The organism is Sulfidibacter corallicola, from assembly GCF_017498545.1.
GTDB classification, from domain to species: domain Bacteria; phylum Acidobacteriota; class Holophagae; order Acanthopleuribacterales; family Acanthopleuribacteraceae; genus Sulfidibacter; species Sulfidibacter corallicola.
In genome coordinates this window covers 379,873-405,152 of sequence record NZ_CP071793.1, presented here as the reverse complement: position 1 = coordinate 405,152, position 25,280 = coordinate 379,873, and the positions used below count along the sequence as shown (strand labels likewise).

At 60.1% G+C, this 25,280-nt stretch carries 15 protein-coding genes; 10 read left to right on the top strand and 5 right to left on the bottom strand.

All coding sequences use genetic code 11. The features are described 5' to 3' along the window. Positions 1–701 precede the first annotated feature (701 nt). The 4 genes from J3U87_RS01220 (at position 702) to J3U87_RS01205 (ending at position 7,421) form a co-directional block, all read left to right on the top strand. The gene (locus J3U87_RS01220) at positions 702–1,949 is read left to right on the top strand and encodes a hypothetical protein (protein WP_237381202.1); all 1,248 of its coding nucleotides are present in this window, start codon (positions 702–704) and stop codon (positions 1,947–1,949) included. A 2-nt stretch (positions 1,950–1,951) separates the two neighbouring features. Continuing rightward, positions 1,952–2,857, top strand: coding sequence for a PAAR domain-containing protein (locus J3U87_RS01215; protein ID WP_237381201.1), 906 nt, complete (start codon positions 1,952–1,954; stop codon positions 2,855–2,857). Between the two features lie 68 nt (positions 2,858–2,925). Beyond that, positions 2,926–6,456 carry an RHS repeat-associated core domain-containing protein gene (locus tag J3U87_RS01210; protein WP_237381200.1) on the top strand — a complete coding sequence of 1,177 codons (3,531 nt, stop codon included), beginning with the start codon at positions 2,926–2,928 and terminating at the stop codon, positions 6,454–6,456. A gap of 14 nt (positions 6,457–6,470) precedes the next feature. Beyond that, the gene (locus J3U87_RS01205) at positions 6,471–7,421 is read left to right on the top strand and encodes an SMI1/KNR4 family protein (RefSeq protein ID WP_237381199.1); all 951 of its coding nucleotides are present in this window, start codon (positions 6,471–6,473) and stop codon (positions 7,419–7,421) included. A 101-nt stretch (positions 7,422–7,522) separates the two neighbouring features. On the opposite strand, the gene J3U87_RS01200 is transcribed toward J3U87_RS01205, so the two are convergent. Continuing rightward, positions 7,523–7,963, bottom strand: a complete 441-nt coding sequence (locus tag J3U87_RS01200) for a rhodanese-like domain-containing protein (protein ID WP_237381198.1) — start codon at positions 7,961–7,963, stop codon at positions 7,523–7,525. A 540-nt stretch (positions 7,964–8,503) separates the two neighbouring features. On the opposite strand from J3U87_RS01200, the gene J3U87_RS01195 reads away from it, so the two are divergent. From J3U87_RS01195 to J3U87_RS01180, 4 genes are all read left to right on the top strand, one after another. Next, positions 8,504–8,650, top strand: coding sequence for a hypothetical protein (locus tag J3U87_RS01195; protein WP_237381197.1), 147 nt, complete (start codon positions 8,504–8,506; stop codon positions 8,648–8,650). 232 nt (positions 8,651–8,882) lie between these two features. Beyond that, entirely contained in the window at positions 8,883–10,433 is a 1,551-nt protein-coding gene (locus J3U87_RS01190) for a sensor histidine kinase (protein ID WP_237381196.1), read from the top strand. A gap of 127 nt (positions 10,434–10,560) precedes the next feature. Then, positions 10,561–11,265: a response regulator transcription factor gene (locus J3U87_RS01185; RefSeq protein ID WP_237381195.1), complete on the top strand. Its 705-nt coding sequence runs from the start codon at positions 10,561–10,563 to the stop codon at positions 11,263–11,265. Further along, positions 11,262–12,281 (top strand): hypothetical protein, encoded by a 1,020-nt coding sequence (locus J3U87_RS01180; RefSeq protein WP_237381194.1) that lies wholly within the window; start codon positions 11,262–11,264, stop codon positions 12,279–12,281. The genes J3U87_RS01185 and J3U87_RS01180 overlap by 4 nt, the downstream gene beginning before the upstream one ends. Before the next feature lie 12 nt (positions 12,282–12,293). Here the strand turns inward: J3U87_RS01180 and J3U87_RS01175 are convergent, their stop codons facing one another. The 3 genes from J3U87_RS01175 to J3U87_RS01165 form a co-directional block, all read right to left on the bottom strand. Next, positions 12,294–14,687, bottom strand: coding sequence for an EAL domain-containing protein (locus J3U87_RS01175; RefSeq protein ID WP_237381193.1), 2,394 nt, complete (start codon positions 14,685–14,687; stop codon positions 12,294–12,296). A 495-nt stretch (positions 14,688–15,182) separates the two neighbouring features. Continuing rightward, positions 15,183–16,097, bottom strand: coding sequence for a WD40 repeat domain-containing protein (locus tag J3U87_RS01170; RefSeq protein ID WP_237381192.1), 915 nt, complete (start codon positions 16,095–16,097; stop codon positions 15,183–15,185). 163 nt (positions 16,098–16,260) lie between these two features. Beyond that, positions 16,261–20,115, bottom strand: coding sequence for a PKD domain-containing protein (locus tag J3U87_RS01165; protein WP_237381191.1), 3,855 nt, complete (start codon positions 20,113–20,115; stop codon positions 16,261–16,263). Positions 20,116–20,426: 311 nt separating this feature from the next. Here J3U87_RS01165 and J3U87_RS01160 point away from each other — a divergent pair, with 311 nt between their 5' ends. Together J3U87_RS01160 and J3U87_RS01155 are read left to right on the top strand one after the other, a co-directional pair. Beyond that, positions 20,427–22,805 (top strand): LptF/LptG family permease, encoded by a 2,379-nt coding sequence (locus J3U87_RS01160; protein ID WP_237381190.1) that lies wholly within the window; start codon positions 20,427–20,429, stop codon positions 22,803–22,805. A gap of 90 nt (positions 22,806–22,895) precedes the next feature. Next, positions 22,896–23,879, top strand: coding sequence for a hypothetical protein (locus J3U87_RS01155; RefSeq protein WP_237381189.1), 984 nt, complete (start codon positions 22,896–22,898; stop codon positions 23,877–23,879). A 30-nt stretch (positions 23,880–23,909) separates the two neighbouring features. On the opposite strand, the gene mnmC1 is transcribed toward J3U87_RS01155, so the two are convergent. After that, the gene (gene mnmC1, locus J3U87_RS01150; RefSeq protein WP_237381188.1) at positions 23,910–25,175 is read right to left on the bottom strand and encodes an FAD-dependent 5-carboxymethylaminomethyl-2-thiouridine(34) oxidoreductase MnmC1; all 1,266 of its coding nucleotides are present in this window, start codon (positions 25,173–25,175) and stop codon (positions 23,910–23,912) included. Between the last annotated feature and the right edge of the window lie 105 nt (positions 25,176–25,280).

Genomic DNA, 25,280 nt, shown 5'->3' with positions numbered 1-25,280 from the left:
GCCGCTTCGATAGCTCCAAATTCCGTTTCCAGATGGGCACGACCTTGGGAACACCGACTCCTCGCGCGCAATCTCGCATTCTCCCCACCCTCAACTTTCGTCAACCCCTTCAAAAAACAGTCGCTCTGACAGCCCGCCGAAACACAAATTCAGGGCCGCGTTGAATTTCCCCAAAAAGAGTGCTAAAACCTAATAGTCTCAATCCAGTAGCGATGAGTTTTCGAGCGGTTTGCACGATTCGGGAAGCGGCTCGAAACCGATCGGTTTCAGGCGTCACATACCAGGTGTGGGAATAGCGATGAGAATCACTGTTTCCCCACGGCCTGAATGCCGAAGCCTTATCTCGTGGCCGTCCAGCGCGACCTTCCGTGGAGTTGGAGGCGAGGCCCTTCTGGATGGACACGAAACCTATTTTATCTCTGGTGGCTGGCGGTGATGCGCGCATCGCGAAGCGAGGTTTCCCAACATGGAGGTCTCGCTGCGCTGACCGTGTATCGGACGCGGGATTCGACGCGATTCTGTCCATAAAGGGCCGAGTCGGGTCGCCGCAACCACCTGTTTCAGGAGCACTTATGATATGGACTTCCAGCGCTCGACGTGGGACGGCGCACGAAGCCGTCCACCCGTTCGAGTCATGTGACGGACAGACGCGACCCGCGCGGCATGCAGCCGCGCGCCGTCGATAGGCCGAGGTCATTGCCATGGAACAACTCTTTGCCGAGGCCAGGCAGAATTTCACCTGCTTCGTGGAGCAACGACGTGACCTGATCCAACTGGTGAACTGCAGCGACAACGACGTTCCGGTGGTGTTGAAGCTCATCCGCGACGTGGAACAAGCCTCCCCCAGCGACGTGTTCCTGATGTTCGCCGATGCCTTCCATCACCCCGGCGCCTTCGTGGACGTGGTCATGGAACGGCTGCGCGAGGAGCACGCGCTCGCCGCCGATTGGTTGAAGGAACAGGAAAAAGACCCCATCCCGGGACCACCCGAGTCGGTGTTCGACAGCGGCCGCGACCCGGCCGAGCGGCTCCTCGAAGGCATCGAGTACAGCCGCTCGCTCATGCCCTGCTGTGGCGGGCATCGCCTGGTTTGGGTGCTGTTCCCCACCCAGATCGTCGACATGCGCGGCTGGTACCAACTGATCCAGGCATTCTCTCCGCGAGAAGGCGTCAAACCCTGGATGCGGCACTTGCGCCTGATCTTCCGCGACCACCCCAAGGCCAAACGCCACCGCAACGGATTGGTCGAGGCACCGCGCGTCGTCCTCCATCCGGTGGACTTCAGCGCGGAAGCCCTGGACCAAGCCAGCCAGGAACAGATGGAAGACGAGAACCAGCCCATCGAAAAGCGCATGGAAGCCCTGCTGCTGCTGGCCCAACGGGACTACGCCTACAACCGCAGCAAAGCCGCACTCCACAAGTACAACACGCTGCTCGGCCATTACCAGAGCACCGAGAACCACGGCATGCAGGCCCTGGTTCTCAACGGCATGGGCGATGTCCACCACCGCATCAACGACCTGGCCCGCGCCCAACACTATTATGAATGCGCGGTGCCCGAAGTCACCCAAAGCTCCGAACACGTGGTGTTCTACACGATCGTCAAGAATCTCGGCGACGTGACCTACAAGCGCAAGAACTACCCCATGGCCGAGGAATGTTACGGCCACGCGGAGACACTCGCCACCCACCTGCTCGACGCCGAGGGCAAGGCCCAGATGTTGGAAAAGAAGGGACTGGCCCAAGAGAAACAAAAGAAACACGAGGCGGCCGTACAAAGCTGGGAGAACGCGGTCACTCTGTGTCGCGGCTGCGAGATGGACGGACTGCTGAAAGTCAACCTCAAGCACCTGGAGCGCGGCTACAAACAGGCGCGACAGAAAGACAAAGCCGCCGCGATCGGCGACGAGTTGAAGCAGCTCAAGCAACGTCCGGCAGAGGAGGGATAAACATGGCCAATCTACCCGCCGCACCACGCCCCGAACCTTCCGCCCGACCCACCAACGTGCTGCACGACATCGCCAACGGCATCAACAAGGTCGTGACCGCACCGGCCCAAGCGGTGATGTTGGTCAACGAAGGGTTCGCCAAAGCCACCAACTTCATCGCCAACGCCTTGCCGAGCTTTCCCGCCGCCACCCTCGGCTCCCTGGCCATCGGTGCACCCCACGCCCACGTGCTGCACCCACCCAGCGGACCACCGCCGATTCCCCCCACGCCCCTGCCGTCGATCGGCAACGTGCTGCTGGGTACCTCGGTCCAAGTGCTGGTCAACAGCAAGCCGGCCGCCCGCGCCGGCGACATCGGCCTGGCACCCACCTGCTGCGGCCTGCCGCCCTTCTACGAAATTTTCACCGGCTCGTCGAACGTGTTCATCGCCGGCGCCCGCGCCGCCCGCGTCACCGACGTCACCTTTCACTGCAAACCGGTCCCCTCTCCCGCCGCGGCCGCTCGCGGTGCCGCGGCCGCCATGCAAAAGGCGATGAAGGCCGCGATGATCGGCGGCATGGTGGCCACCGGGTTGGGTATCGCGGGTGACGCCATCGAAGCCGTCGAAGCGGACAACTCCCACATGGCCGGCGCCCTGGCGCTCAACGCCAGCATGATGGCCGCACAGTTGGCGGCCGATGTGGCGGCCATGGCGGCCACCGCGGCCATGGGCAAGGACATCTGCGTCCCGCCCGGCACGCCCGGCATGATCACGATGGGTTCGCCCAACGTGATGATCGGCGGCTTTCCCATGCCCTCCTGGATGGATATCGCCAAAGGCTTGCTGAAACTGGTCAAGGGCCTGCGTGCCCGTCGTCAGGGCCGCAATGGCAGGTCCCGATGCGCCCGGTGCCCCGGCGGCCGATGAGTCCCCGCGTTCACCTACCATATCTCGAGCTTCAAACCGGAACACTATTTATATAGAGAGAGCATCGCATGTCTTTGAAATCTACGGGCCGCAAAGCAGTCGGCCATCCGATCGACGTCGCCAGCGGTGTCGTTTTCACCACCCGAACCGACATCCTGTTCCACGGTGCGGTTCCTTTCGTCTGGGAACGCCGCTATGGCACCGACCAACTGGAGGAAGCCCCTTCCTTTCTAGGTCACGGCTGGTCTTCCTCCTACGACATCACCCTGACACGCGATCTCGACGGCTTCGCCTTTCGGGACCGCAACGGCATCACCCACTATTTCGATGTGGACGACGATACCTTCGACGATCGTGCGGCGTTTCGCCTGATCCAACCGGAGTCCCGACTGGAACTGCGCCGGATTCAGGATCACTATCGCGTGTTGGCATACGGACAGGACGACGATCCCAGCCAGATCTACCTCTTCGCGGCCCGTGATGCCGGCGACGAGGAACCCATGCCGCTGGCCCGTATCGAGAACCCCGCCGGCTGGCGCCTGGAGTTCCAATACGACGGGGCCGGCTTCCCCACGACGGTCGTTCAGGCACGGGAAAAGCGCACCTTTCAGTTCCACTACGGCCAATTCGGCGAAGCGCGACGCCTGACCGAAATCACCACCTACGCCGAAGGCCGCGACATCGCCCTGGTCCGTTACAGCTACGACGCGACGGGCCGCATGACCGAAGCCTACGATATCGGAAACAGCCCGGACACCTACGGCTACGACGAGAAACACCGAATGGTGCATGATGCACCGCGCGGCATGGGATCGTTTTCGTTCACCTACGATGAACGGGATCGCTGCATCGCTTCCTGTGGGATCGACGATTACCAGAAAACCGAGCTGAGTTACGACGAGATGAGCCGCACCACGGTGGTCACGAACTCACACGGGCACCGCACCACCTACCAATGGAACGAGCGTGGCCAGGTCGAGGCGCAAATTTCACCGTCCGGTGCACAAAGCACCTGGCAGTTCGATTCCGCCGGGCGCCTGGTTCGCGAAGTCGACCCCGAGGGCGGCGTGCTGGCCTTCGAATACGACGGCGAGGGGCACACCGTCGCGATCACCGATCCCCTGGGGCATGGGTACCGCCTGCAGTACAACGAACTGCACCTGCCCACCCGCATGATCGACGCCCACGGCCAAAAATGGACCCGCGAATACGATGCACGCGGATACCTGGTCGCCACCACCGATCCGAAAGGCGGGCGTTGGACCTACGAATGGGATCCGAACGGCGACATGGTGCGGGTGGAAAATGCCGAAGGGGCGGTCCAAAAATTCCGCTACGACGCGCGCGGCAACAACATCTCCCACAGTGATTGGGCCGGGAATTGGGGTCAGTTCGAATACGACGACCGCGGGCACATGACCACGTTCACCGATCCCACCGGCAAAGTGACCCTCCACAGCTACGATTTCGAAGGTCACCTGACCCAAACCACCTATCCCGACGGCATGACCAACCGGTTCACTTGGGATCACGCCGGACGACTCGCCTCGGTCGTCAACGGTCGCAACCACGAGCTTCGCTTCAATTACGGTCCCAACGGCCACCTGACCGGCATCGTCAACGCCCGCGGTCTGGAGCGCCGCTTCGAATGGGATACGGAACCGGGCCGGCTGCTCGCCGTCATCAACGAGAACGGCGAGCGGATGAGCTACACGTACGACGAGGACGGCTGGAAAATCAAAGAGACCCGCTTCAACGGATCCGTCCTGACGATGGAACGCGACAAGGCCGGTCTCTGCAGCGCGGTCATCAACGGTGAGGGCGAGCGCATCGAGATGAAGCGCGACGCCGGCGGCCGCCTGATCCGCAAGGAATTGCCGAACGGAGAGCAGGTAACCTTCGAATGGTCGCCCAGCCACCATCTGATCAAGGCCGAAAACAGCCAGGCCAGCCTTCACCTGGAGCGCGATTGCTACGGCCAGGTGATTCGCGAGATTCAAGGCGACCACCATGTCGAGAATACCTACAACCGCCTTTCGGACCGCCTGACCCGGCGGACCTCGCTGGGCGACCTGGTACAGTTCGGTTACGATCTCAACTCCCAGATCACGTCGATCGGCATGCCCCAGGGCGCGGTGAACCTTCGCCGCGATCCGTTGGGCCGCGAAATCGAGCGATTCCTGCCGGGCGGCGCCGTTCTCAGTACCCGCTACGACGACGGCGGCCTGTTGTCCGAACAGCGCCTGGCCACCCGCGATCCGGCCGCTGCCGCCACGGTCGAACGGCGCTTCACCTACGATCCCAACGGCAATCCGATTCGGGTCGAGGACGCACGCTGGGGCGACTTCGCCCATCGTTTCGACGAAACCAACCAGCCGATCGCATCGGATCGCAACGGACGGCCGCGAGAGCGCTTCGCCTACGACAACGCCGACAACAAACAATGGGTCGACAGCGGTGAGCCGCGTGCCTACGGCCCCGGCGGCGCCCTCGTACAATCGGGCCGCACCCGCTACCGCTACGACCGCGCGGGACGCATGGTCGCACGCGAGGAAGTGGCCGCTGACGGGAGCCGCAAGTGCTGGTCCTTCCAGTGGGACGCCGAGGAGCGGCTGCGCAAGGTGGAAACGCCCGAGGGCCAGGTCTGGGAATACAGCTACGACCCCCTGGGACGTCGCACGGTGCGCACCGGGCCGGACGTTCAGTGCCGCTACGTTTGGGATTCGCTGACCGTGGCCCACGTGATCGAACGGCGCAACGACACGGATCGAGTTTCCACCTGGCTGCGCGAAGAACACACCTTCAGCCCGCTGGCGGTCACCCGCGAAGACCAAACCCTGTTCGCCGTCAACGAACCCATCGGGTTGACCCGCGAACTGGTGGACGGCAGCGGCAACCTCCATTGGGCCGGCCTGTTCGACACCTGGGGTGCGCTCAAAGCCGTCGACGGCAGCCCCGAATCCAGCGATCAACCTCACCGATATCAAGGACAATGGTTCGACGACGAGACCGGCTTCGCCTACAACTGGTTTCGCTATTACATGCCAGATCAAGGACTTTACATCAGCGAAGATCCGCTTGGCCTGAACGGCAACAATCACCTTTATCAATATGCCCACAACCCGTACACTTGGATCGATCCCTATGGTTTGGCCGGCTCCGGTGGCGGGCCGTTCAACATCGACCAAAACGGAACCATGACGCGTTCGAACGGCTCGGTGGTGAACTTGCCCAGCAACAAGTGTTCGGCCATCGTCACGACGCCGCAAGGTCAGCGCATGGCCTTCGTCAGTGGCTGGGGCGAGGGCAACGCCACCTGGCGAGCAGGACACGCTCAGTCTCACCGTTCGATTCGCCAACACACGCGCAGTGGGCCGATGGGTAATTGGTGCCACGCCGAAATGCATGCGCTTTCCCATGTCCTGAGTAACTCGCGACAATTCAGGGGGACGACCGTCACCCTTCAAATTCGCTTTCCGCCCTGTACGCAAGGCGGCACGGGTTGCCGCCACTCACTGCGCCATCTGCGCCAGGAACTCAGACGACGCGGCATCAGACTGCGCGTCATTCCCCGAAACATCCACACGAGCTGTCCCTGACAAGGAGCATTATCGTGACCAACTTCAATTCCTTGTACCTGTTCCTATCCGAACACATCCGTGGCTACCCCCTCAACCGGGAAAAGGTGGAGGCCGTGGACGACCTGCCGGAATCCGTCCGCGAATTCTGGAAGTGCATCGGATATCACAGCGCCTTCAAGCCGGTCCTGGCACCACTGCCACCCCCCGACCACCGGAAGGTTCCCAAGCAACGAACCGCCATGGCCAAAATGGGCCTGAACGAAGCCATGCTGCCGGAAAGACCGCTCGTGCTCGCCCACGACACCTTTTCGGCCTGGTACCTCGACATGGACGACAGCGAGGACGACCCGAGCGTCTGGGGATTCAACAGCGACATGGAAAAGCCCGAAATCATCAGTCCCTCGTTCGCGGCCTTCGCCACCCAGCAACTGGCCACGATCGCGCTCGAAAACCTGCCGAGGTTGGAACTCGAACCGGTTCACGCGTTCAAGGGCGAAATCCTGTTCGAGGGACTGAACTCCAAGTTGATCGAGCACAACCACGTCGTCATCGTGCCGTTCGACGACAGCAAACAGGTCGTCGATCATCGCGTGATCCTGCACTTCACGACGATGGCCGACCTCGTCGATTTCTGTGAATGGGACGAACTGGAACTCACCTGGCTCTGCGGCTACCTGGACCCCGGCCAAGGCACCAAGAAGCTGAGCACGATCCGCTTCGAGGGTCTCAGCGACGAGACGTTGGACCCCATCGCCACCCTGTCCGCCGAGGATGGCGAGGTGAAGGTGCTGGTCCACCAAAACGAGGGGCTCAACGGCTGGATGACCCGCGAATACTACGAGCCGGACGATCCGTCGGAAGAGGTGCTCCTGACCACCGATTCGGCCTCCGCATCGGCCTATATCGACTGGTTGGAAGCGCTGGGTGGGAAGATTCTGGAACGCAACAACAAACCCTACAAAAAGAAAAAAGGATCCAAATAGCGAAAACCCCGGTGAAGGTGAAACGGTTGCCTTCGCATGGCGCTCGAGGCCTCGTGGCGATCGTTTCCACTTCGATCAGGGCCGTGATCGAACGGCCCGATTCACTCCTGGTTTTTTTTCACCGGCATGCTTTTCTTGTTCCAGTCGATCATCCCGCCGGCCAGGTCGTAGACCCGCACGAAGCCCAGCTCCTTCATCATCTTGGCCGTCTTGCCGCTGCGCCCGCCGGACCGGCAGTACACCAGGTAGGTCTTGTCCTTGGCTAATTTGCCCAGGCGTGCCTGGAACTTCGGATCGTGGAAATTCATCAACTCGGCCCCCGCGATGTGGCCCTGCTTGAATTCCTCGGGTGTCCGCACGTCCAACAGCACCGCCTGACCTTCCACGGCCATTTCCTTTTTGATCGCCTGATCGAAAGTCGCGACATCCACGGCCAGGTTGATCTGGGACTTGGTCTGGGATTCGGTTTGAGATTCGGTACAAACCGTCAGCGCGGCCACGAGCAGACAAAGCGACACAACGCGCACCTTGTTCTTGAACATTGAGGGTCCTCCATGAAGTCGATGGTTCAAGGCGAATTATAGCCAGTGCCCGTCTAGAAACGGAATGATTGCACTTTCCAAATTGGTTTGGCTGGTTGGGCACGGCATCGGATCTTAGACGTCAGGTCTCAACAAAACACCTGCTCACAGGCAATTAGCTGGCTCTTGATCCTTGACTGCCGACACCAGTTTACATTAAGGACCTACCGGTTCCGAGGAACCATTTCAAAAAAACCGCCGTTTCGGGATGGGCACCAACCACAAGCGAGCTCGAAAGGCGACCACTCGTCCCGTATCGACCCTCTAGACATCACCAAAGTCGCACCTCCCAGGACGGGCGGCAGCGGGTATAAAACGCCCAAACTCGACTAAAAACCAGAAAAATATGGGGTTAGGTCGCCCAAACCAAAACGGGATCCCAACAATTTCCCAGGTTCGGGTAGAATGGCGCCATAGGATCTCATGCTGTCAACAATCAATCGAAACTCGAAAAAATCGAGAGCACACGTTGCACACTTCTACCTACACATGGAGGCGTCGATGGTTAGTGAAGATTTGAAACAACAGGGTTACGACAAGGAAAACGAACATTTTCACCGCAAGGACAAGGAAGCCATCGAAAAACTGCGGAAGAAACTCGCCGAAGAAAAGGCCGAGGAACAACAAGAAGAGAAGTCCGAAGAATAATTCTCCGCCTTTCGGCAATCACTTCACTGCGGGAATGCGGTCGGCATCCGATCCGGGGTCCGGCCGCATCCATGACGAGCCGTCACACGGATCGACGACACGCGACTCTTTCCCAGTCAAAGCGCCCACGAAGGCGTGTTCTTCGGCCGCATGGAAGGGCCACGGCGTCGGAGATCCCGACAGGCGCGCCAAGTCATGATGCGAACGGCATTCCCGGGATCGGCACACATACATGGCCCAGACCTATCTCAACCTCGGCAAAGCGCTCATCATACTGCTGATGGCGGGATGTCCCTTCATTCTCATCCAGAGTCTGAACAACCAGAAAGAACGCCTGAAAATCGATGCGCGGCTGCGAGCGACCTTCAGGCAAGAGCGGGAAAACCTTCTTTCGGGCATCCTGTCGCACCACTTCCGCGACAACAACTCCACCGCCATCCAAACCCTTCGACGCGACCACAAGGACCAGCCCATCGAGGGGCTGGAACCCTTTTTCGATCGCGAGACCTTCGCGCGCTATATCGCATACCGGGCCTCGCCGCGCAGTGCCGTGGACGAACTCATGTTGCGTCACCTGCGCAGCGAGGATCGCTTCTATTCCGGCATGCCGCGACGGTTCGCAGGTTGGGTGGAGCTGGTTCGCCAGGCCCCGCTGCCGCTGAGCGAGCAGGACCTGGACCGAATGTATCGGGTAGGTTCGGAGTTTTGGGTGGCAAAAGGCATTCACTCGCATCAATACGCCTTTCTGCTGGAGCAGCTCCCGCCGGTCTGGCAACATCGGTTCCGGCTACAGCGCCAATTCGTGGGCGGCACGATCAACCACGACCCGAACACCTTTCTCGTTCGACTGACCGAGGGCGATAGAGAAGTGCTCACCCGCCACGCCATCGACGACTTGACCGCCTTGAACACCTCCCTGGAAGCGCTCAACATCGGACTGCGCATGGAAGTCCGACAGACCTGGCAGCATTACGCACAACTCAACCTCACCCTGGCGCCACAGCCATTGCCCAGCGACACTCGCCTGCGGCGTAGCGAGTGGATCCATATCGGTATCGGTCTCGCCATCGAGCTGATGCTGTTACTGATTTTCGCGGTACTCAACAAGTACCACAAAGTCAACCAGTTCCAAAAGCAACTGTTGGCGGCGACGTCCCACGAGCTGCGCACGCCGCTGGCGGTCATGCGCCAATTCGCGGAAATGCTGCAAACCAAACGCGATCAGTTCCCTTCGCGCATCCAAACCTATCACCAGTACATCCTGCGCGAATGCCTGAAAATGCAATTCCTGGTGGAGAACCTGCTCAGTACGGCCAAGTTCGAGCACTTGAGCTTGCGACCCAAACCGACCAGCTTCGATTTGAAACCCTGGTTCGAAGAGACCTGCACCAACGCACAACACCTCAGTGACGACTGGTCCATCGACCTGGCATCGGCATCGATCGGCGTCCGCTGGGATGCCGGCCTGATGCAGCAGGTCCTGGTGAACCTGTTGGAAAACGGGCGATTGCACGCGGGCACGAACGTGGAGGTCACGGCCCAGGAACGCGGTGACCGGGTGGTGATCGAGGTGCGGGACTTCGGCGAAAACCCCGACCTGCGGCTGTTCTCTCGCATCCAGGCCTTCAAACGCAGCGATCACCCGGAAACGGGTTTGGGCTTGGGCCTCTACCTTTGCCACAAAATCGTGAAGGCCCACCACGGCAAGATGTCCTTTCACCTCGCCGAACCGGGCTTGCGGGTCAGGCTGGACCTGCCTCGGGAGATCTCCGAGGCCACATGAACCATGTATTTCGCGCGAATCACCGCACCGGGCGCCCGGCTGTTTTTCGGGTAAAATGGGGCCGACGACACGCATCACGGACCGCCGGGACCCCGACGTTCACGGGCGGCACAAACGGAGGCATCGGGTGAACATATTGATCGTAGAGGACGAGCCGGGTTTGCAATTAGGTCTCACCGATTTGTTCGAAGAGGCCGGTCACACGACGGAGGTCCGCGACACCGGTAAAGGCGCCATCCAGTACCTGCGCGATCAAACCCCCAACCTGGTGATTCTCGACCTCGGCCTGCCGGATATCGACGGCACCCGGGTCCTGGAATTCGCCCACCAGAATCACCCACGCCTTCCCGTCATGGTCTTGACGGCACGTGCCAACGATTCCGACATCGTGCTCGGGTTCAAGATGGGTGCCTTCGATTACGTAACCAAGCCTTTTTCGCCGAGGGTGTTGCTGGCTCGAACGGAAGCTCTGCTGCAACGAACCGGTTCGGAACCACCGACCACGATTACCGGAAACAAGGCGGTTCTCGGCGACCTCGTGGTGGACTTCGATCGCTACGAGGCCTTTCGCGGCGACGCCTTGCTGCACCTGACCACCCGCGAGATCGAGCTTTTGCGGATTCTCTTCAGCCACGGCGGAAAGCCGGTCCACCGCAACGATATTCTCGACGAGGTCTGGGGCATGGATTCGGAAGCGGGCCCGCGCACCGTGGACACCCACATCGCCCTGCTCCGCAAAAAAATCGAGCCCAACCCCGATCGCCCGACCTACATTATCAGTCAACGGGGCATCGGTTATAAGTTGGTGCTCGGTGGTGGAGGCTCGAATTGACGATCGACGCATCTGGATCGCGTAGTCGGCCCCTGGCGCCCCGCCGCATTGGGCTGACGCTGGGGCTTCTGCTTTTCTGGTTACCCTGCGTCGGGTTCGTGGAGCCCCGTACCGGTCATCGCGGCCACGATTTTTCGATCGACCAGTGGATCTACCGTGCCGAAGTCCACAACCAGAAGCAGGCCAGCTTGACCGCCCTGCGCGATTTGCTCAAACGCACCGTCTCACCCACCCAAAAGGCCCGGTTGATTCGCGCCATCGGCATCGTCAATCGCGGTCTGCAACCCAAATTGAAGATCCAAGACCGATTCGAAGCCGAAAAGGCACTTCGAAACCCCGCGGGTGTGGTTCGATTTCAAGGCGAACAATTCGCACTGATCCGCGGCCAGTGGTTGTCTCCGGGAGATTGGGTCGGCCCGTTTTTCCTCATGGAGGTTCGCATGGAGCAATTGGTGGTCGAACACCAATCCGGCTACCAACGGGAATTGTTCCTGCCCAGCCTGGAAAACGGGATTTCCGCCGAAGATCTCGTCGACGCCGACGCCTGTCGTTTTTTCGCCGCCGACGCGCGCGACGTGCTGGCGTTCATCAGCGGCCGCGAACGCATGAATTCCTACATCCCTTCCGAGGTCAATCCCATCAGCGGCGTTTTCGTCATTGCCGATTGGTGGTCCCTGATGGATCGCGTCAGCAGCGAAGTCGGCCTACAGTGGACGCGTCACCTGGACAACCTGGTCTTCCAAAGTGCCGTTCAGGGCACCCAAACCAAGACCCCCAAGATCAAGGGCATTTTCGGAAAGAACCAAAACCTCGGCGCCCTGTTCCAGAACCTGGCGGAATCGTTCGACATGGAACTGGTCTTGGACGACGGCCTGGCCGATGTGGAGGTCGACATCCACAACGAGGAACAACCCTGGAACGAGGTCCTCGACTGTCTCGCCATCATGAACGATTTCTCCTGGTCCCTGGTCAAGGACGAGAGCCATACCCGGCTGGTCATTCAAAAGGATCGCTGACGGGCCCCGGCTTCAGTTGCGTTCGAAGGTGGAATTCCAGCCGGGCGACTGGTTCAACAGCACTTCGATCTCCCTGCCGCTCTTGGGTTTGGAAAAGTAATACCCCTGGCCGTACTCGCATTTGAGTGCGCGCAATTGACGCACCTGCTCCAGCGTCTCGATGCCCTCCGCCACGACCTCCATGTTGAGCGCGATGGCCAGCATCTTGATCGCCCGCACGATGGCCAGATTCTCTTCCGCTAGGTGCATGTTGCGCACGAAGGACGCGTCGATCTTGACCGTGTTCAGGGGGAAGCGGTGCAAATAGCTGAGCGAGCTGTATCCGGTACCGAAATCGTCCAGCATCAACTTGACGTTCATGGAACGCAACTGACCCAGGACCAGCTTGACCATGTCCAGCTCTTCCATCAACAGGCTTTCGGTGATTTCCAGCTTGAGGCGCTCGGCCGGCAATCCGCTTTCACCCAGTACGTGGCGAACCTGTTCGATCAGGTTTCCCTCCAAGAACTGCTTGGTGGACAGGTTGACACTGATGGTCAGGGGACCGATCTCGGGAAAATCCTTTTGCCATTTCACGATGTCGTCGCACGCCCGCGCCAGGATGAACTTGCTGATCGGGGTGATGAGCCCGGTTTCCTCGGCGATGGGAATGAACTCGTCGGGCGGCACCAGGCCACGCAGTGGATGGTGCCAACGCGCCAATGCCTCGAAGCCCGACAACTTCCCGGAGCGGAGATCGACGATGGGTTGATAGTGGACGTCGATTTCGTCCTGCTTGAGCGCGAGACGCAGATCGTGCTCCAGTTCGAGCCGGGACAAAACTTCCAGGTGAAGGCTCTTGTCGAACACCTCGAAGCGGGCGCGCCCCATCTTCTTGGCGCGATAAAGTGCGATGTCGGCATCGCGCAACAGTTCTTCGGGGGTCTCCTTACCGGAAGCCGGAAAGGCGATGCCGATGCTGCTGCAGGTGAAGACTTCGTGCCCTTCCAATTCGAACACCTGCTGGAGCCGTTCGAGAATGACGCTGGCCATTTCCTCCGCCACGGCCAGGTTGGCGATCTGATCCAGGAGGATCGCGAACTCGTCGCCCCCGAACCGGGCCACCGTGTCGCCGGGACGAACGCAGGCCTCCAATCGGCGGGTCACCTGCCGCAACAGAAGATCGCCGAAGTGGTGTCCCAACGAATCGTTGATGATCTTGAAATGATCCAAATCGAGGAACAGGATGGCGAATCGATAATCCTTGCGGCGGCTGGCGCAGCCGAGGGAGTGCTTCAGGCGGTCGATGAACAGGGCCCGGTTGGGCAACCCCGTCAACTCGTCGTGGTAGGCGGAGTAGGTGAGGCGCTCCTCCATGCGTTTGCGCTTGGTGGTGTCGGTGTTGGAACCGACGACCCGCACCGGTTTGCCGCAACTGTCGCGATTGACACGCCCGCGAACCGAAAACCAGATGGTGGTTCCGTCTCGATGGACCATGCGGTATTCGCATTCGAGCCGGTGGGTCACCCCATCCAGGTGCCGTTGTAACTCGTAGCGAAAGCGAGGGCGGTCGTCAGGATGGATCATGTTGGTCCAGGCGGCCATGTGGTTCTCGATTTCATCCTCGCCGTAGCCCAAAATGGCCTTGAGGTTGGGCGCGATGTACAACTCGTCGGATTCCAGGTTCCAATCCCAGACACCGACCCTGCCGGCTTCCGCGGCCAGGGTGTAGCGCTCCTCGCTTTGGCGCAACGTCCGGGTTCGCTCCAGAACGGTGTGCTCCAGCTTTTTGTTGAAATCGCGGATGGTTTCCACGAGAAAGTAGTTGGTCAGCGCCAAGCCGGCCTGATCGGTGATCAGTTGCAGCACTCGCGCGTTCTCTTGGGAAAAGGCGCCGATATTGGGATGGGACATGTTGAACACGCCGATCACGTGTTTCTCGCCGAAAATCGGCAGGCAGAGTAGCGATTTGATCTGATTGGAGATCTCGCTTTCGAGCTGAATGAACCGCCGATCGGTGGACACGTCCTCGATGAGCAGGCTCTGCCCGTGCTTGGCCACCCAGCCCGCGGCGCCCTGGCCCAGGCGCAGATAGGTTCCGTCCATGCCGCGATTGGCCAGAAAAACCGGTTGGGGATCGTCCTGCCCCTGGGCCGCGGCCAGCACCAACCGCTGTTCCACGCGATCCACCAGCCACAACGAGCAGTTCTCCGCGAGCGTCTCGTCGATCACGATGCCCACGAACTCGGTCACCAGCTTTTGTTGATCCAAGTTCCAACGCATGGACTCGCCCATCCGTTTGATGATGGAAAATTCCTTCACCTTCTCCATGAAGGCGCTGTTGGAAGTCATCAGCGCTTCCGCATAGGCGTCGCGTTCTCGAATGAGTTCTTCTATGCGGCGGCGAAGCTGTGCATCGTAGGACATAGGACTGGGCACCGTCTCTGCTTTGCTGCGTTGATTGAACTCCCGATCCGAATTCAGATCGATGGGCTGGACTCTATCTCTTTCCGGACGTCGATGAGCGGGCGGCGAGCCATCCATACCTAGCTCGAGAAAGGAGAGGATATTCTCTATTTATTCTCCTAAAGAAACTCTTTTCTCTTAATCGGCGAATTGGCTGGGAATCTCAAACGCAACAGATGTTTATTTCTGTCGAGGGCTTGATGTGTGAACGCTCCAGGCGATGTCGAACCGGACAAAGTTCGGCTCGAACGCGGAAACCCCCAAGACCGATTGGGAAAAATTTCCATGTCGTAAAGTTTTCTTCGGCGCATTCCGGTGCCAGCCAAAGTCAACGCAGGGCATCGGTGTCCTAAATCATGTAATGCCGAATTTCAAGGCCCACCCAAGCAAAACGAGCTTGACATCGCCCCCTTCGATCTGAATCGAAAAAAGAGGGCGAGGCTGGAGGAGCGAAGCTCAAAACCCGATCGGTTCGGGGATCCAGGGACCCACTTCCCAGGTATTGATTCCGTTGTACACGGAAGCCACCGCCAGCAAATTTCCGTCGGGACTAAAAGCCACGGAACACACTTCTTTCTGGAAGTACGGCAACGACAGGATCTCCTGGGCCATTTCGGTGGAATAGAGCCGTACGGTGGTGTCGGTCGACGCGGTGGCGATGGCCCGTCCGTCGTGGCTGGAATCGATATCGTTGATGCGATCCTTGTGGCTCTGATTGTCCATGATCTCCATGCCCGATTCGATATCGTGCAGCATGACCCGGCCGGTGATGTCACCGGACGCCAAAAAGAAGGTGTCGCGTTTCAGGGGACACAGCGCCGTGATCTCCTTGCTGTAGGAGGACAGCGAATAGAGATATTCCTTTTTGCCATAATCCATCAAGTGGATGAAGGTGTCGAACGAACCCGTCGCCAGAATGTCGTTGGGTCCCCAGGCGTTGACGGTGGCGTGCTCGTAGTGTTTGGTGGTCTCCCAAAGAGTCTCGCCGCTCTCGCAGTCCTTGACCAGGGCGCAACATTCGGGGCCGTCCCAAAGCAATTTGGTGCCGTCGTTGGACCAGGCCACGCTGATGATGGGGTCGGCGCCCTCGAAATCCGCGAGCATCTCGCCGTCTTCGACCGACCAGATGCGGACGTGCTTGTCCACCGAAGCGGTGGCGAGCCGGGACCCGTCGGGTGAAAAACGAACCCTTCGCACCATGTTGTCATGGGCTTCGGGCTTGCGCCAAATCGATTGGCCCTCGGGAGACAGCAGTTGAAGCACTCCGTTTTCGAAGCCGACGGCAATCGCGGCACCGTCGGGCGACCAATCGAGGTTGCTGGGGAACGTGTGGTCATATTCAATATTGAGTTTGCGTAAATCCAAGGACATGTGAATCCCTCATATTTATAGTCATTCGGCGACCGTATGGCAAAAGGACCTATAACCTAAAAATCGCTCGCGCTGCTCCATTCTAAACGAAGCGACCACAACGAGAGAAGAGCCAAAAAGGAGCGACCGGGACGGCCGCTCCGGAGGCCGATCGGAAGCCGGCCTACTGGGCCTGACTGGCGGCCATGAACTTGCCTTCCAGGTCGCCCATCAGTTGGAATCCGGCCAACGGCTGGTCCGAAGTCAAGCGAACCCAAACCGCGCCTTCCGGCAACACCCCGCCAAAAATGGTTTCCACCAGGGCCACGTCCTTTTGGAAGGCACCGACCGAACGATTGGCGGTGGCAAGAACGCTGCCGGCCGCGTCGTAGACCTCGTAAGTCAGTTGCGCGGTGCTGGTGGAGGACAGGTTCACGACGGCCAGGCCGGTGTAGTACTTGCCGGGCTCGAACAGGATCTTGCAGAACACCAATTCGCGACTGCCACCGGTCACTGCCGGGAACCCGGCCAATTGGGTGTTGTCGCCGTCGTTGTCACCGAAAAGTTCGTAACCGTGAACCTGGCCGTCGGTCTGCAGGCGAATCCAGCTCACGCCCGCGTCCGCCGCCAGGTCGGGGAAAAAGGTTTGCGCCAATCCCACCTGTTTCTCGAAGGGACCCAGCACCATGTCGCGGCTGGCCACCTCCTGACCGGCGCTGTTGTAGGCGATCAGGCGCACGCCCGTGGACAGGTGCCCACCGTTGACGAAGGCGATCCCGGTCCAGAAGGTGTTGGTATCGGCCGCCACGTGGGGGAAGTAGATATCGCGACCCTGGAACACGAAGTTGGGATTTTTCTGCTTGTCGCTGCTGAGGTTGAGCCCACACAGGCGCGGGCTGCCCACTTTGGTGCCGAACATCTCCAAGCCGCTCAAACCCGGGCTGGCGTTGACTTCCACGAAACTGCCCCACTCGCCGCCTTGGGCTGGAAGCGATCCGCCAAAAAAGGATTCGAAATCGAGGACCGTGCTTTGGTGAACGTCGGAAAAGGCTTCGACCTCGTAGTTGCCGGCCGCGGCCTGGAACTCGGCGGTCACGTTCTCGCCGGCGGTGTTGACGATGGCCGCGCGTGTGAACCACTGCCCGGTGTCCTGGGCGATGTGGGGCAAGACCAATTCATCCAGGCTGCCGATGATCGCCGGCTCGGCGATGGCGGTCAGTTCATCGCGCGCCATGGTGGTGGCCAACCCCAGTACATTTTGGTCGGAGAGAACCTGGACCCAGGAGATTTCGAGCGTCTTGGTGCCGGGGAAATAGCCCTCGACGGTTCGTTCGGCGTGGCCGCGCGGCGCCAGGTCGACGGTCTGCTCCGCCAACTTGTTGCCTTCGCTGTCGCGCGCGATCAAGGTTGCCGTCGCCGATTGGCCGGTGGGGTTGATCAACGCCAGGCTGGTGAGGTCCACCTCGTCGGTTTTGGGGTAGGCGAAGGTCAGGCGCGGATTGCTGACCGTGACCGTGAACCCGAACGAAAGCATGCGCTTGGCGTGTTTGGCGCTCTCGGACAAGGAGATGTGCAGGAAATAGGTGCCCGCGTCGCCGCCGGCGAAGGTGAAGGGATGCTTGCGACCGCCGGTCAACTCGTCGCGATAGACGCGATCCTCGCCGCGAAAGACTTCCACGATCAGGGAACCGTCCACCTCGCGCAAATCGAGGTCCAATTCGATGGCGGCACCGGCGCGGTCGATCTGAAACGCGTACCAGTCACCGGTGTCGTCGGGACCCACGGAGAAGGTGCTGTAACTGCCGAGTTCCAAATTGGCGGCCTCGGCCTGGGCGTTGTTCGGTTCGAAATTGGCGTCGGGACGGGGCTCCACGACCTCCACGACGAGCTGATCCGGTTGGGCCGGGCTCAAGTCGACGTTGTTGCGGGAATCGAGAATGATGGTGTAGGTTCCTGTCTCTTGAAAGGTGAGCGACAGCGGCTCGTTTTGGCTGTAGGTCCCGTAATCCTCGCCGTTGCGCAGCACGCGCCAGATCATTTGGTTGCTGATGCGTTCGTAGAAGTAACTTTCGGGGCCTTTGTAGAAGTTGGGATCGGTGACGAAGCCTTCGAATACCAGGGATTGGTTGGTCTCGAGCGTCAGTTTCTCGACCGACGGTTTGGTAATGAAGGTTTCGGGCTTCTGTGCCGGATCGTAGACACTGATCCAAACGGTGGCACCGTAGAGCGCGCGCAGGGTCTGGTCGCGCGTTTCGGCGTTGAACGTGGCGGTCAGGACACCCACCCGATCCAATACGGGATCCTCGGGATCCAAATCGGTGGAGACCAAGGTGGGCTGGGTCAAGCGATCCAGGTAGTTGACACGCCAATCGTAGATCAGGTCGAGACCCTCTCCCCCGCTGACGATCCCCTTGAAATCGTAGCGCGACCCGATGGGGACGAATTCGGTGTGACCCGCCGGAAGATCGTTGATGGTCACTCTGGGCGGCACCCGATCTTCGTAGACGTAGACCGCGTAGGCCAACGGCAAAGTGGTCGGTTTTCCTTCACCATCCACCGCCATGGCCACCACGCTGAGCACCTGTACGCCTTTGAAGAAGTCCTCCGACTCCAGTTGGGGCGTAAAGGAAAAACTGGTCCCGGTGGCCTGCGGCTGAACGACGCCCTCCACCGCCCAAACGTAGCGCAGGTCGGTTCCCTCCGGGTCGTTGGGGATCACGTTCATGGAGACTTCGGTCCCGTTGCGGGCCACCAGTTCGTAGGGCCCGTCGTAGTCCAGGGTCGGCGGTTGGTTGGTATCGCGAGCCTGCACGGAGACCCAACGCACATTCGCGGTGGAGCGCTCGCTCACCGCCCCGAATTCCTCGAAGAAATAAAAGATCTCGTAGAGGCCTTGATCCGTCAGCTTCAGGCGGCCGGGATTGTTGCCTTCCAAACGCGCCGCCACCTCGCCGGTGATCAGGTTTGTCGCGGTCCAGGATCCGGGCCGGTTGCGGTCGACGCCTGCGGGGAAGCCGCTGAGAATCAAGCTCTCGTCGGCGAAGATCCGGGTGCTGAACAAGGGGTTGACGACGACGCCGACGGTCACGTTTTCGGAGCTCGGCTCGGCAACCTCGACGATGACGACGTGAGAAGCGGGGTCGCGATTGCCTTTGCTGTCGGTGACGCTCAGGGTGACGAAGTTCAAACCCAGTTCGGTGAAGGTGAAAGTAGCGGGGTTCTCGGTAGTGCTCGACTCGTCGGGAAACGTCCATTCGAAGGTCAGTGGAAGATCGCCTTCGGGATCATCGCCCTCGGCGCGGAAGGTGACGGTGGAACCGGTGGCCACCTTGATCTGATCGTCGGCCGGTTCGACGATTCGCCCATTCGGCGGCAGGTTCTGTCCACCCGGAACCACTTGAACCGTCGTGAACCCGGGCGTCAGCGAGGGGTTTCCTTCCTGGTCGACGACGATGACGGAAATGGTCAAGGTCGATTGGAAATCGCCGGTCAAGGTAGGACGCAGCGTCAGGGATGGCCCCTCGAAGCGTTTGGGGCGGTCGTTTTCCAGCCAGAACCATTGGACGCTGAAGGGTTCCTCGGAATCGGGGTCCTCATAGGCGACGTCGAAGGTCACGGGACTGCCGGAGGTGACGGAACTACTCGAAGCGGTGAGCGAGGTGATGACCGGCGCGTTTTGAAAAGTCCCGATATCATAGAAGTAGATGATGCGATCGTCCGGAACGCTGCTCTCGCCCGCGGTGTTGGTAGCCACCATGGTGACCGTGACCGGTCCGGGTTGGGAAACGGTGAATTCCACGTTGGCACCATTGAGGGTGGTGCCGTCGCTGAGGGTCCAAACGTAGGTGAGGTCGTCCTGGTCGCCCAAGGTGCCCATTTGCACCGTAACCCCGGCGGCATATACGAAATCGTAGGGCGGGAAAAGAATTTTGGCGTTGGGAGGTTCGGCGAGCGCAAAGCCGCCACACGTCAACACACTCAATAAAAACAAGGCTTTGAGACTTATACAAGACGCATTCGCACCATGGTTCCGATTCATGTTTGAGACCTCCCAGCGGCGTATTCGAGACCTTTTTCCCCAAAGTATACCCGAGTTCATCGCGCCCGGCACCGCGCACATGTCACACTCGAGGCCCTATGGATCGCCGATCACACAATGGGCACCAGCCGGCCCCTCGCCGCAATTGGCGGTTCGGCTCCCGGAACGGGCCCCCGAGCGGCCTGGATGTGCTAAACTTCCGAGTTCGCGTCCCAAGAGACGCCACCCGCGCCCACCCCCGATCGGACGCGCTGTCACGCGCGGCTCGCCCGTTGCGAGTCCTTCCACATTTCGTTTGTTTTGGCCGTTCAATGAGCAACGCGAATTCCCAAAAGCAGTCCCGCCCCGATGGTCCCACGCCGCTGCGTCGCTGGGGACTTTGGCCTTTTTGGACCCGCCTGGACTCCTACATCTTCGGAGAAATTCACCGGCCGTTCATCATGGCGATGCTGGTGTACAACGGGATCTTTTTCATCAAGACCCTGGCCGCGGTGGCGGAGCTGAGCGGCGGAAAGTTCGAAGTGCCCCTGGGTTTGCTTTCGCTGTTCTTCATCAGCGAAATCCCCGGGTTTTTGTTCATCACCGTCACCATGTCGTTCCTGTTCGCCGGGCTGGCCGGTATCGGGCGCATGAGTACCGATTCGGAGATCATCGCACCCCAGGTCGTCGGCCTCAATTTCTGGCGACTCTCGCGACCGGTCATGGTTTACGGCGGATTGTTGACGCTGTTCCTCTTTCTGGTGTCGAACTGGATCGGGCCGATGCTGAATCGCGCCTGGCTGGAGCAGAGCAAGAACTACCGCGAAATCGCCATGCCCAACATTCAGCCCGGTGTCATCAATCCCCTGGGCAAGAGCATGCTCTACGTGGATCGGCTGGAAGGCGATCGACTGGCGGAGCTGGTGTTCGTCAACACCAACGAGGAGCAGGAAGAGATTCTGCTCGCCGAGCACGCCACCATCTACGAAACCCGCGATTTGGATCTCTACCAGGCCGTGCGGGTGGACCTCAAGGCGGATCAATCGATCGAGGTCTATGAAACCAGCGAAATGACGCTGGGCCTGCCGATCCCGGGCGACCTGGACGCGCTGGGTCTCAAGGGCGCCCCACGCGATCTGTTCGACACGCCCACTCTGGTTCGCTGGTGGCAATCGGGACAGGCACCCAACACGCAGGACCTGGAAATCGAAATCTTCCAGCGACTCATCAATCCCTTCGTATGCCTCATCTTCAGCCTGTTCGCCGTCCCGCTGGCGGCCAAACACGCACGGGTTCGGCGTGGTTCGGGATTCGGGACCAGCCTGTTCCTGATCGGCATTTTCTTCATGGCCTCCAAGATCGCCCGGGATGCCGCCTCGCAAGAAAAGATTCCGATCCTGATCGGCATGATCGGCCCGGCCATCATGTTCCTCGCCATCGGGATCGTGCTCCAAGTGGGCAAGAATCTGTGGTGGAGCCAGCCGCTTCGACGCGCCCAGGACCGTGTCGGCCATTGGCTGACCTTTCCCGTCCAGAAGCTTTTCGATTTCCTGAAGAAACGGAAATCCGATCCCGAGCTGCGCGAAGCCGACGGAAGCCCGGCGCAGACCTTCATTTTTCCCAGCCGCCTCGACATGTACATCACCAAATCGTTTCTGGGTATCTTCCTCTTGGTGCAGAGCTCCCTCCTGGTGTTGGCCCTGATCGTGGAATACACCCAGATCGGCAAGCACATCCAGCGCAACGACGTAGCCCTGGAAGTGGTGTTGCGGTACATGGGTTACAAGATCCCCGAGATGCTGGATCTCACCTTTTTCGTCTGCCTGCTGATTTCGACCCTGATCCTCCTGGCCGTCATGTCCAAACACCAGGAAGTCACCGCCGTCAGGGCCGCGGGGGGCAGCCTGCAACGGCTCTGCCTGCCGCTGATCATCTGTGGGCTGGGTGCCTCGGTGGCCAGCTTCTACATGGGCAACACCTTTCTGCCCTTTTCCAATCGCCGGGCGGCTACCCTGCGCAACGAAATTCGTAATAAAACGGAAGCCACGTTTTCCCAGGACGTTTGGTTGAAAACGGCGCCAGGTGAGTTGCTCAACTTTCAGGTGTACGACCATCGCGGCAAACGCCTCATCGGCTTACGCCGCTATTCGCTGGAAGGGCCCGACGGGACCCTGATTCAACGCACCGATCTGCCGCGCGTGGTGTTCGACAACGGCTGGAAGGCGGAGGTTCCCGGACGGAGCTGGACTTTCCTTCGAGACCCGAACCACAAGGGCGAAGTGGTGCCGAGACTGACGGTGATCGAAGCCGGCGAGTCACTGGCATTGGGCCTGAAGCACGACGACCTGCTTCAGAAGCGACGCAAACCCAGGGAGTTCAGCATCAAGGAGCTGAGGGGTTACATCGGGTACATCCGGGGGTTGGGTTACATCGAACCCAGCTACGCGACCGAGTTGTACGTCAAATACGCGCAGCCGTTCATGCCCATCATCATGATCCTGCTGGCATTGCCGCTGGGTTTCCAATTCGGGCGACGGGGCACCTTTTTCGGCGTGGGCATGGGCCTCGTGGCCGGCCTGCTGTTCCTCGGCCTGTTCGAGGCATTGCGCCAGATGGGCGCATCCGGCCTGATCCACCCGATCGTAGCCGGTTGGGCCATCGTCCTGCTATTTGGTTTTTTCTCGTTATATCGGTTCGTCAACCTGGAATAAGTCGGTTAGAATTCGGGTGATTCTCTCAATTCACACCATGACGAATGTCGACGCGACCGCGACGATTCGATGTTTGGTCGGAGCATATCGATGTTGAATACCCGGTACCGGAAAATTCTCGGCCTGTGTCTGATCATATGGGGAACCCCCACGCTCGTGCTCGGTTGGAGCGGCAATACCTACGATGTGGAGTTCGGCCGTATCGCGGGCTATCTGGAAGACGTCGTGGTCAATGCCCCGCTTTTGAGTGCGACTCAGAAAAATCGTTTCGGGGTGCTCACCTTCACGGACGACGAACGCCGCAGGACCAAGTTGGGCCAATTCCTGGCCGAAGATCTCTCCATGGTCCTGAAGGAAGTCTCCACGGTCACCATTCTCGATCACGATTTCGTGCAGTTCCAGTTCGACAAGGCCGGGATCGGTACGAGCGAACTGGACATCCTGACTCAGTTGGACAAGATTCGCGAAATCGTCGACGTGGATTACCTCATCGTCGGCTCCTACGTGGTATTCGGAGACAACATCCGCATTTTTATGAAGGTGACGGACATTCAGACGGGTGTGGTCGTAGGTGTGACGCGGGGCTACCTATCCAACACCATGGGCATCCACGAACTGCTCGCCGAAAAGCGGGTGACGCTCTTCGAACGCGAATCGGATGATCCGAAGTCGACGTCGGTGTCCTCGGTGGAACAGGCCGGCATTCAGTTCGATATGCAGAAGTTGGTTCACGAAACCTCGCGTCTCTCGGTGCACATGCTGGCCACGAGCAAAGGCCAGGACCGGACACTCACGCTATCGAGTCGTTCGGGTACGGATCCAGCTCGGCAAACGCGGGTGATCGACGACCAGGGCATGGAATACCTGGCCTCGACGGTACAAGTGGGCAAGAAGGAAAGTGCGAAAGAGGCTTCCAATCTCCTGGCCGCCGACATTCCCCTGCAAATCGTGCTGCACTTCGACTCGATACCCCAGCCACCCAAAACGCTGAAGCTCGTGGAAGTTTTCGGCAAGAGCGATTCGGAACCGATTCAATTCCGCCTGCAGGAATTGTCGATGAGCGAGATCCACTGAACCACCCACCCGCACCTGGCTCGCGAACACTCAATCGCGCACGGGACGCAACGGTGGTTTCCGGCGCAGAAGGCGGCGCACGATGAATCTCGCGGGATGCACGGCCTGATTCACTTCGGGCGTCAGGGGCAGTGACTCGCCACAGAGATGGGCGGCCAACCATTCGCCCGCCAGGATACTCGAAATGGTGCCGCGCGATCCGTGACCGACCGAGACGTAGAGCCCGGGCAGGTAGCGGGCCGGCGGATACTGCTTGTATTGCCGACCTTTGGTGATGTCGTGGTAATCGCGCATGTAGGCGTCGTAATCGGGAACGGGACCCAACATCGGCAGGTGGTCGCGGCACTTGGCACGGAAGGCGACCCGACCCTGCATCGGCAAGGTGTCCAAGGGTTCGACGGGCGTGAGCAGGTCGTCCAATTTGGCCAACAGGGCGCGGTGACTCACCTCGGACAGGTCGGCGTTGTCGTCGTTGTAATCGAAGGTGGCGCCGACGATGTGCCGGCCCGCCACGTCGGGAATCATGTATCCGTCGTGGCAGATCACCACCTTGGGTCGTTCCCGAAAGGCGGAGACGGGCAGGTAGGCCAATTGGCCTCGGATCCGGATCAGGGGAAACCAATCGGTCTGGGGAAGGCGGGTCACGTCGTAGGCACTGGCGAGCACGAGCAACGAGGTCTTGGCCAAAAGGCGATCGTCGGAGTCCCATAGATGCCATTGATCGCCTTCGCGGTGAATGCGGGCGACTCCCGCTTCCGGCTGGAAATCGATGCCGGGGCGATCGATTTGGGCACGAACCATTTCCGGAGGATTCAGGTCGCCACCCAAAGGATAGAACAAAGCCGGTTTGTGAAGGTCCAGGCCGGTTACCCGATCGGCTTCGTCCGCGGTCAGCCGGGACAACACGTCTTCGGGCAGCCGGGTGCGCTCGATCTGTTCGTATATTTTGGCCAATCGCTCCCGCCGCAGAAGGTGAACCACTCCGCGCGGCCGCCAACTGGGCAGGTCCCCCGATCGGTTGAGCGTTTCGATGCGCGCCAGAGCCATACGGTAGGCCGCCACGTGATACTGGCTAACGGGCGCCGCCTCCAAGGCGATGATGGGCAGCACCACCGCCGAAGGGTGGTTGGAGGTTTCGCCGGCCGGCCGGTCGGATCGCTCCAGGAGCCTCACCTGAAATCCGCGTTTGCTGAGCGAATAGGCGACCGCCGCACCGGCCATCCCGGCCCCCACCACGACCGCTTCCCGCCGATCGCTCGGCGGTGCTTCCGGCAGGCGAAACCAGGGCTGATCCATAAGGCGTTCTTGGTCGGACCCAACGTCCGAACCACGGTGGCTCGCTGTCATCGATATCTCCTTTTTCCCCACGCAGCCGAACGGTGCTGCGCGTTCCGCGAGAGC

Coding starts and splice junctions, on each gene's coding strand:
- J3U87_RS01220 (WP_237381202.1), top strand. CDS start 702: ATGGAACAACTCTTTGCCGAGGCCAGGCAGAATTTCACCTGCTTCGTG.
- J3U87_RS01195 (WP_237381197.1), top strand. CDS start 8,504: ATGGTTAGTGAAGATTTGAAACAACAGGGTTACGACAAGGAAAACGAA.
- J3U87_RS01210 (WP_237381200.1), top strand. CDS start 2,926: ATGTCTTTGAAATCTACGGGCCGCAAAGCAGTCGGCCATCCGATCGAC.
- J3U87_RS01175 (WP_237381193.1), bottom strand. CDS start 14,687: ATGTCCTACGATGCACAGCTTCGCCGCCGCATAGAAGAACTCATTCGA.
- J3U87_RS01170 (WP_237381192.1), bottom strand. CDS start 16,097: ATGTCCTTGGATTTACGCAAACTCAATATTGAATATGACCACACGTTC.
- J3U87_RS01165 (WP_237381191.1), bottom strand. CDS start 20,115: ATGAATCGGAACCATGGTGCGAATGCGTCTTGTATAAGTCTCAAAGCC.
- J3U87_RS01160 (WP_237381190.1), top strand. CDS start 20,427: ATGAGCAACGCGAATTCCCAAAAGCAGTCCCGCCCCGATGGTCCCACG.
- J3U87_RS01215 (WP_237381201.1), top strand. CDS start 1,952: ATGGCCAATCTACCCGCCGCACCACGCCCCGAACCTTCCGCCCGACCC.
- J3U87_RS01155 (WP_237381189.1), top strand. CDS start 22,896: ATGTTGAATACCCGGTACCGGAAAATTCTCGGCCTGTGTCTGATCATA.
- mnmC1 (WP_237381188.1), bottom strand. CDS start 25,175: ATGGATCAGCCCTGGTTTCGCCTGCCGGAAGCACCGCCGAGCGATCGG.
- J3U87_RS01190 (WP_237381196.1), top strand. CDS start 8,883: ATGGCCCAGACCTATCTCAACCTCGGCAAAGCGCTCATCATACTGCTG.
- J3U87_RS01200 (WP_237381198.1), bottom strand. CDS start 7,963: ATGTTCAAGAACAAGGTGCGCGTTGTGTCGCTTTGTCTGCTCGTGGCC.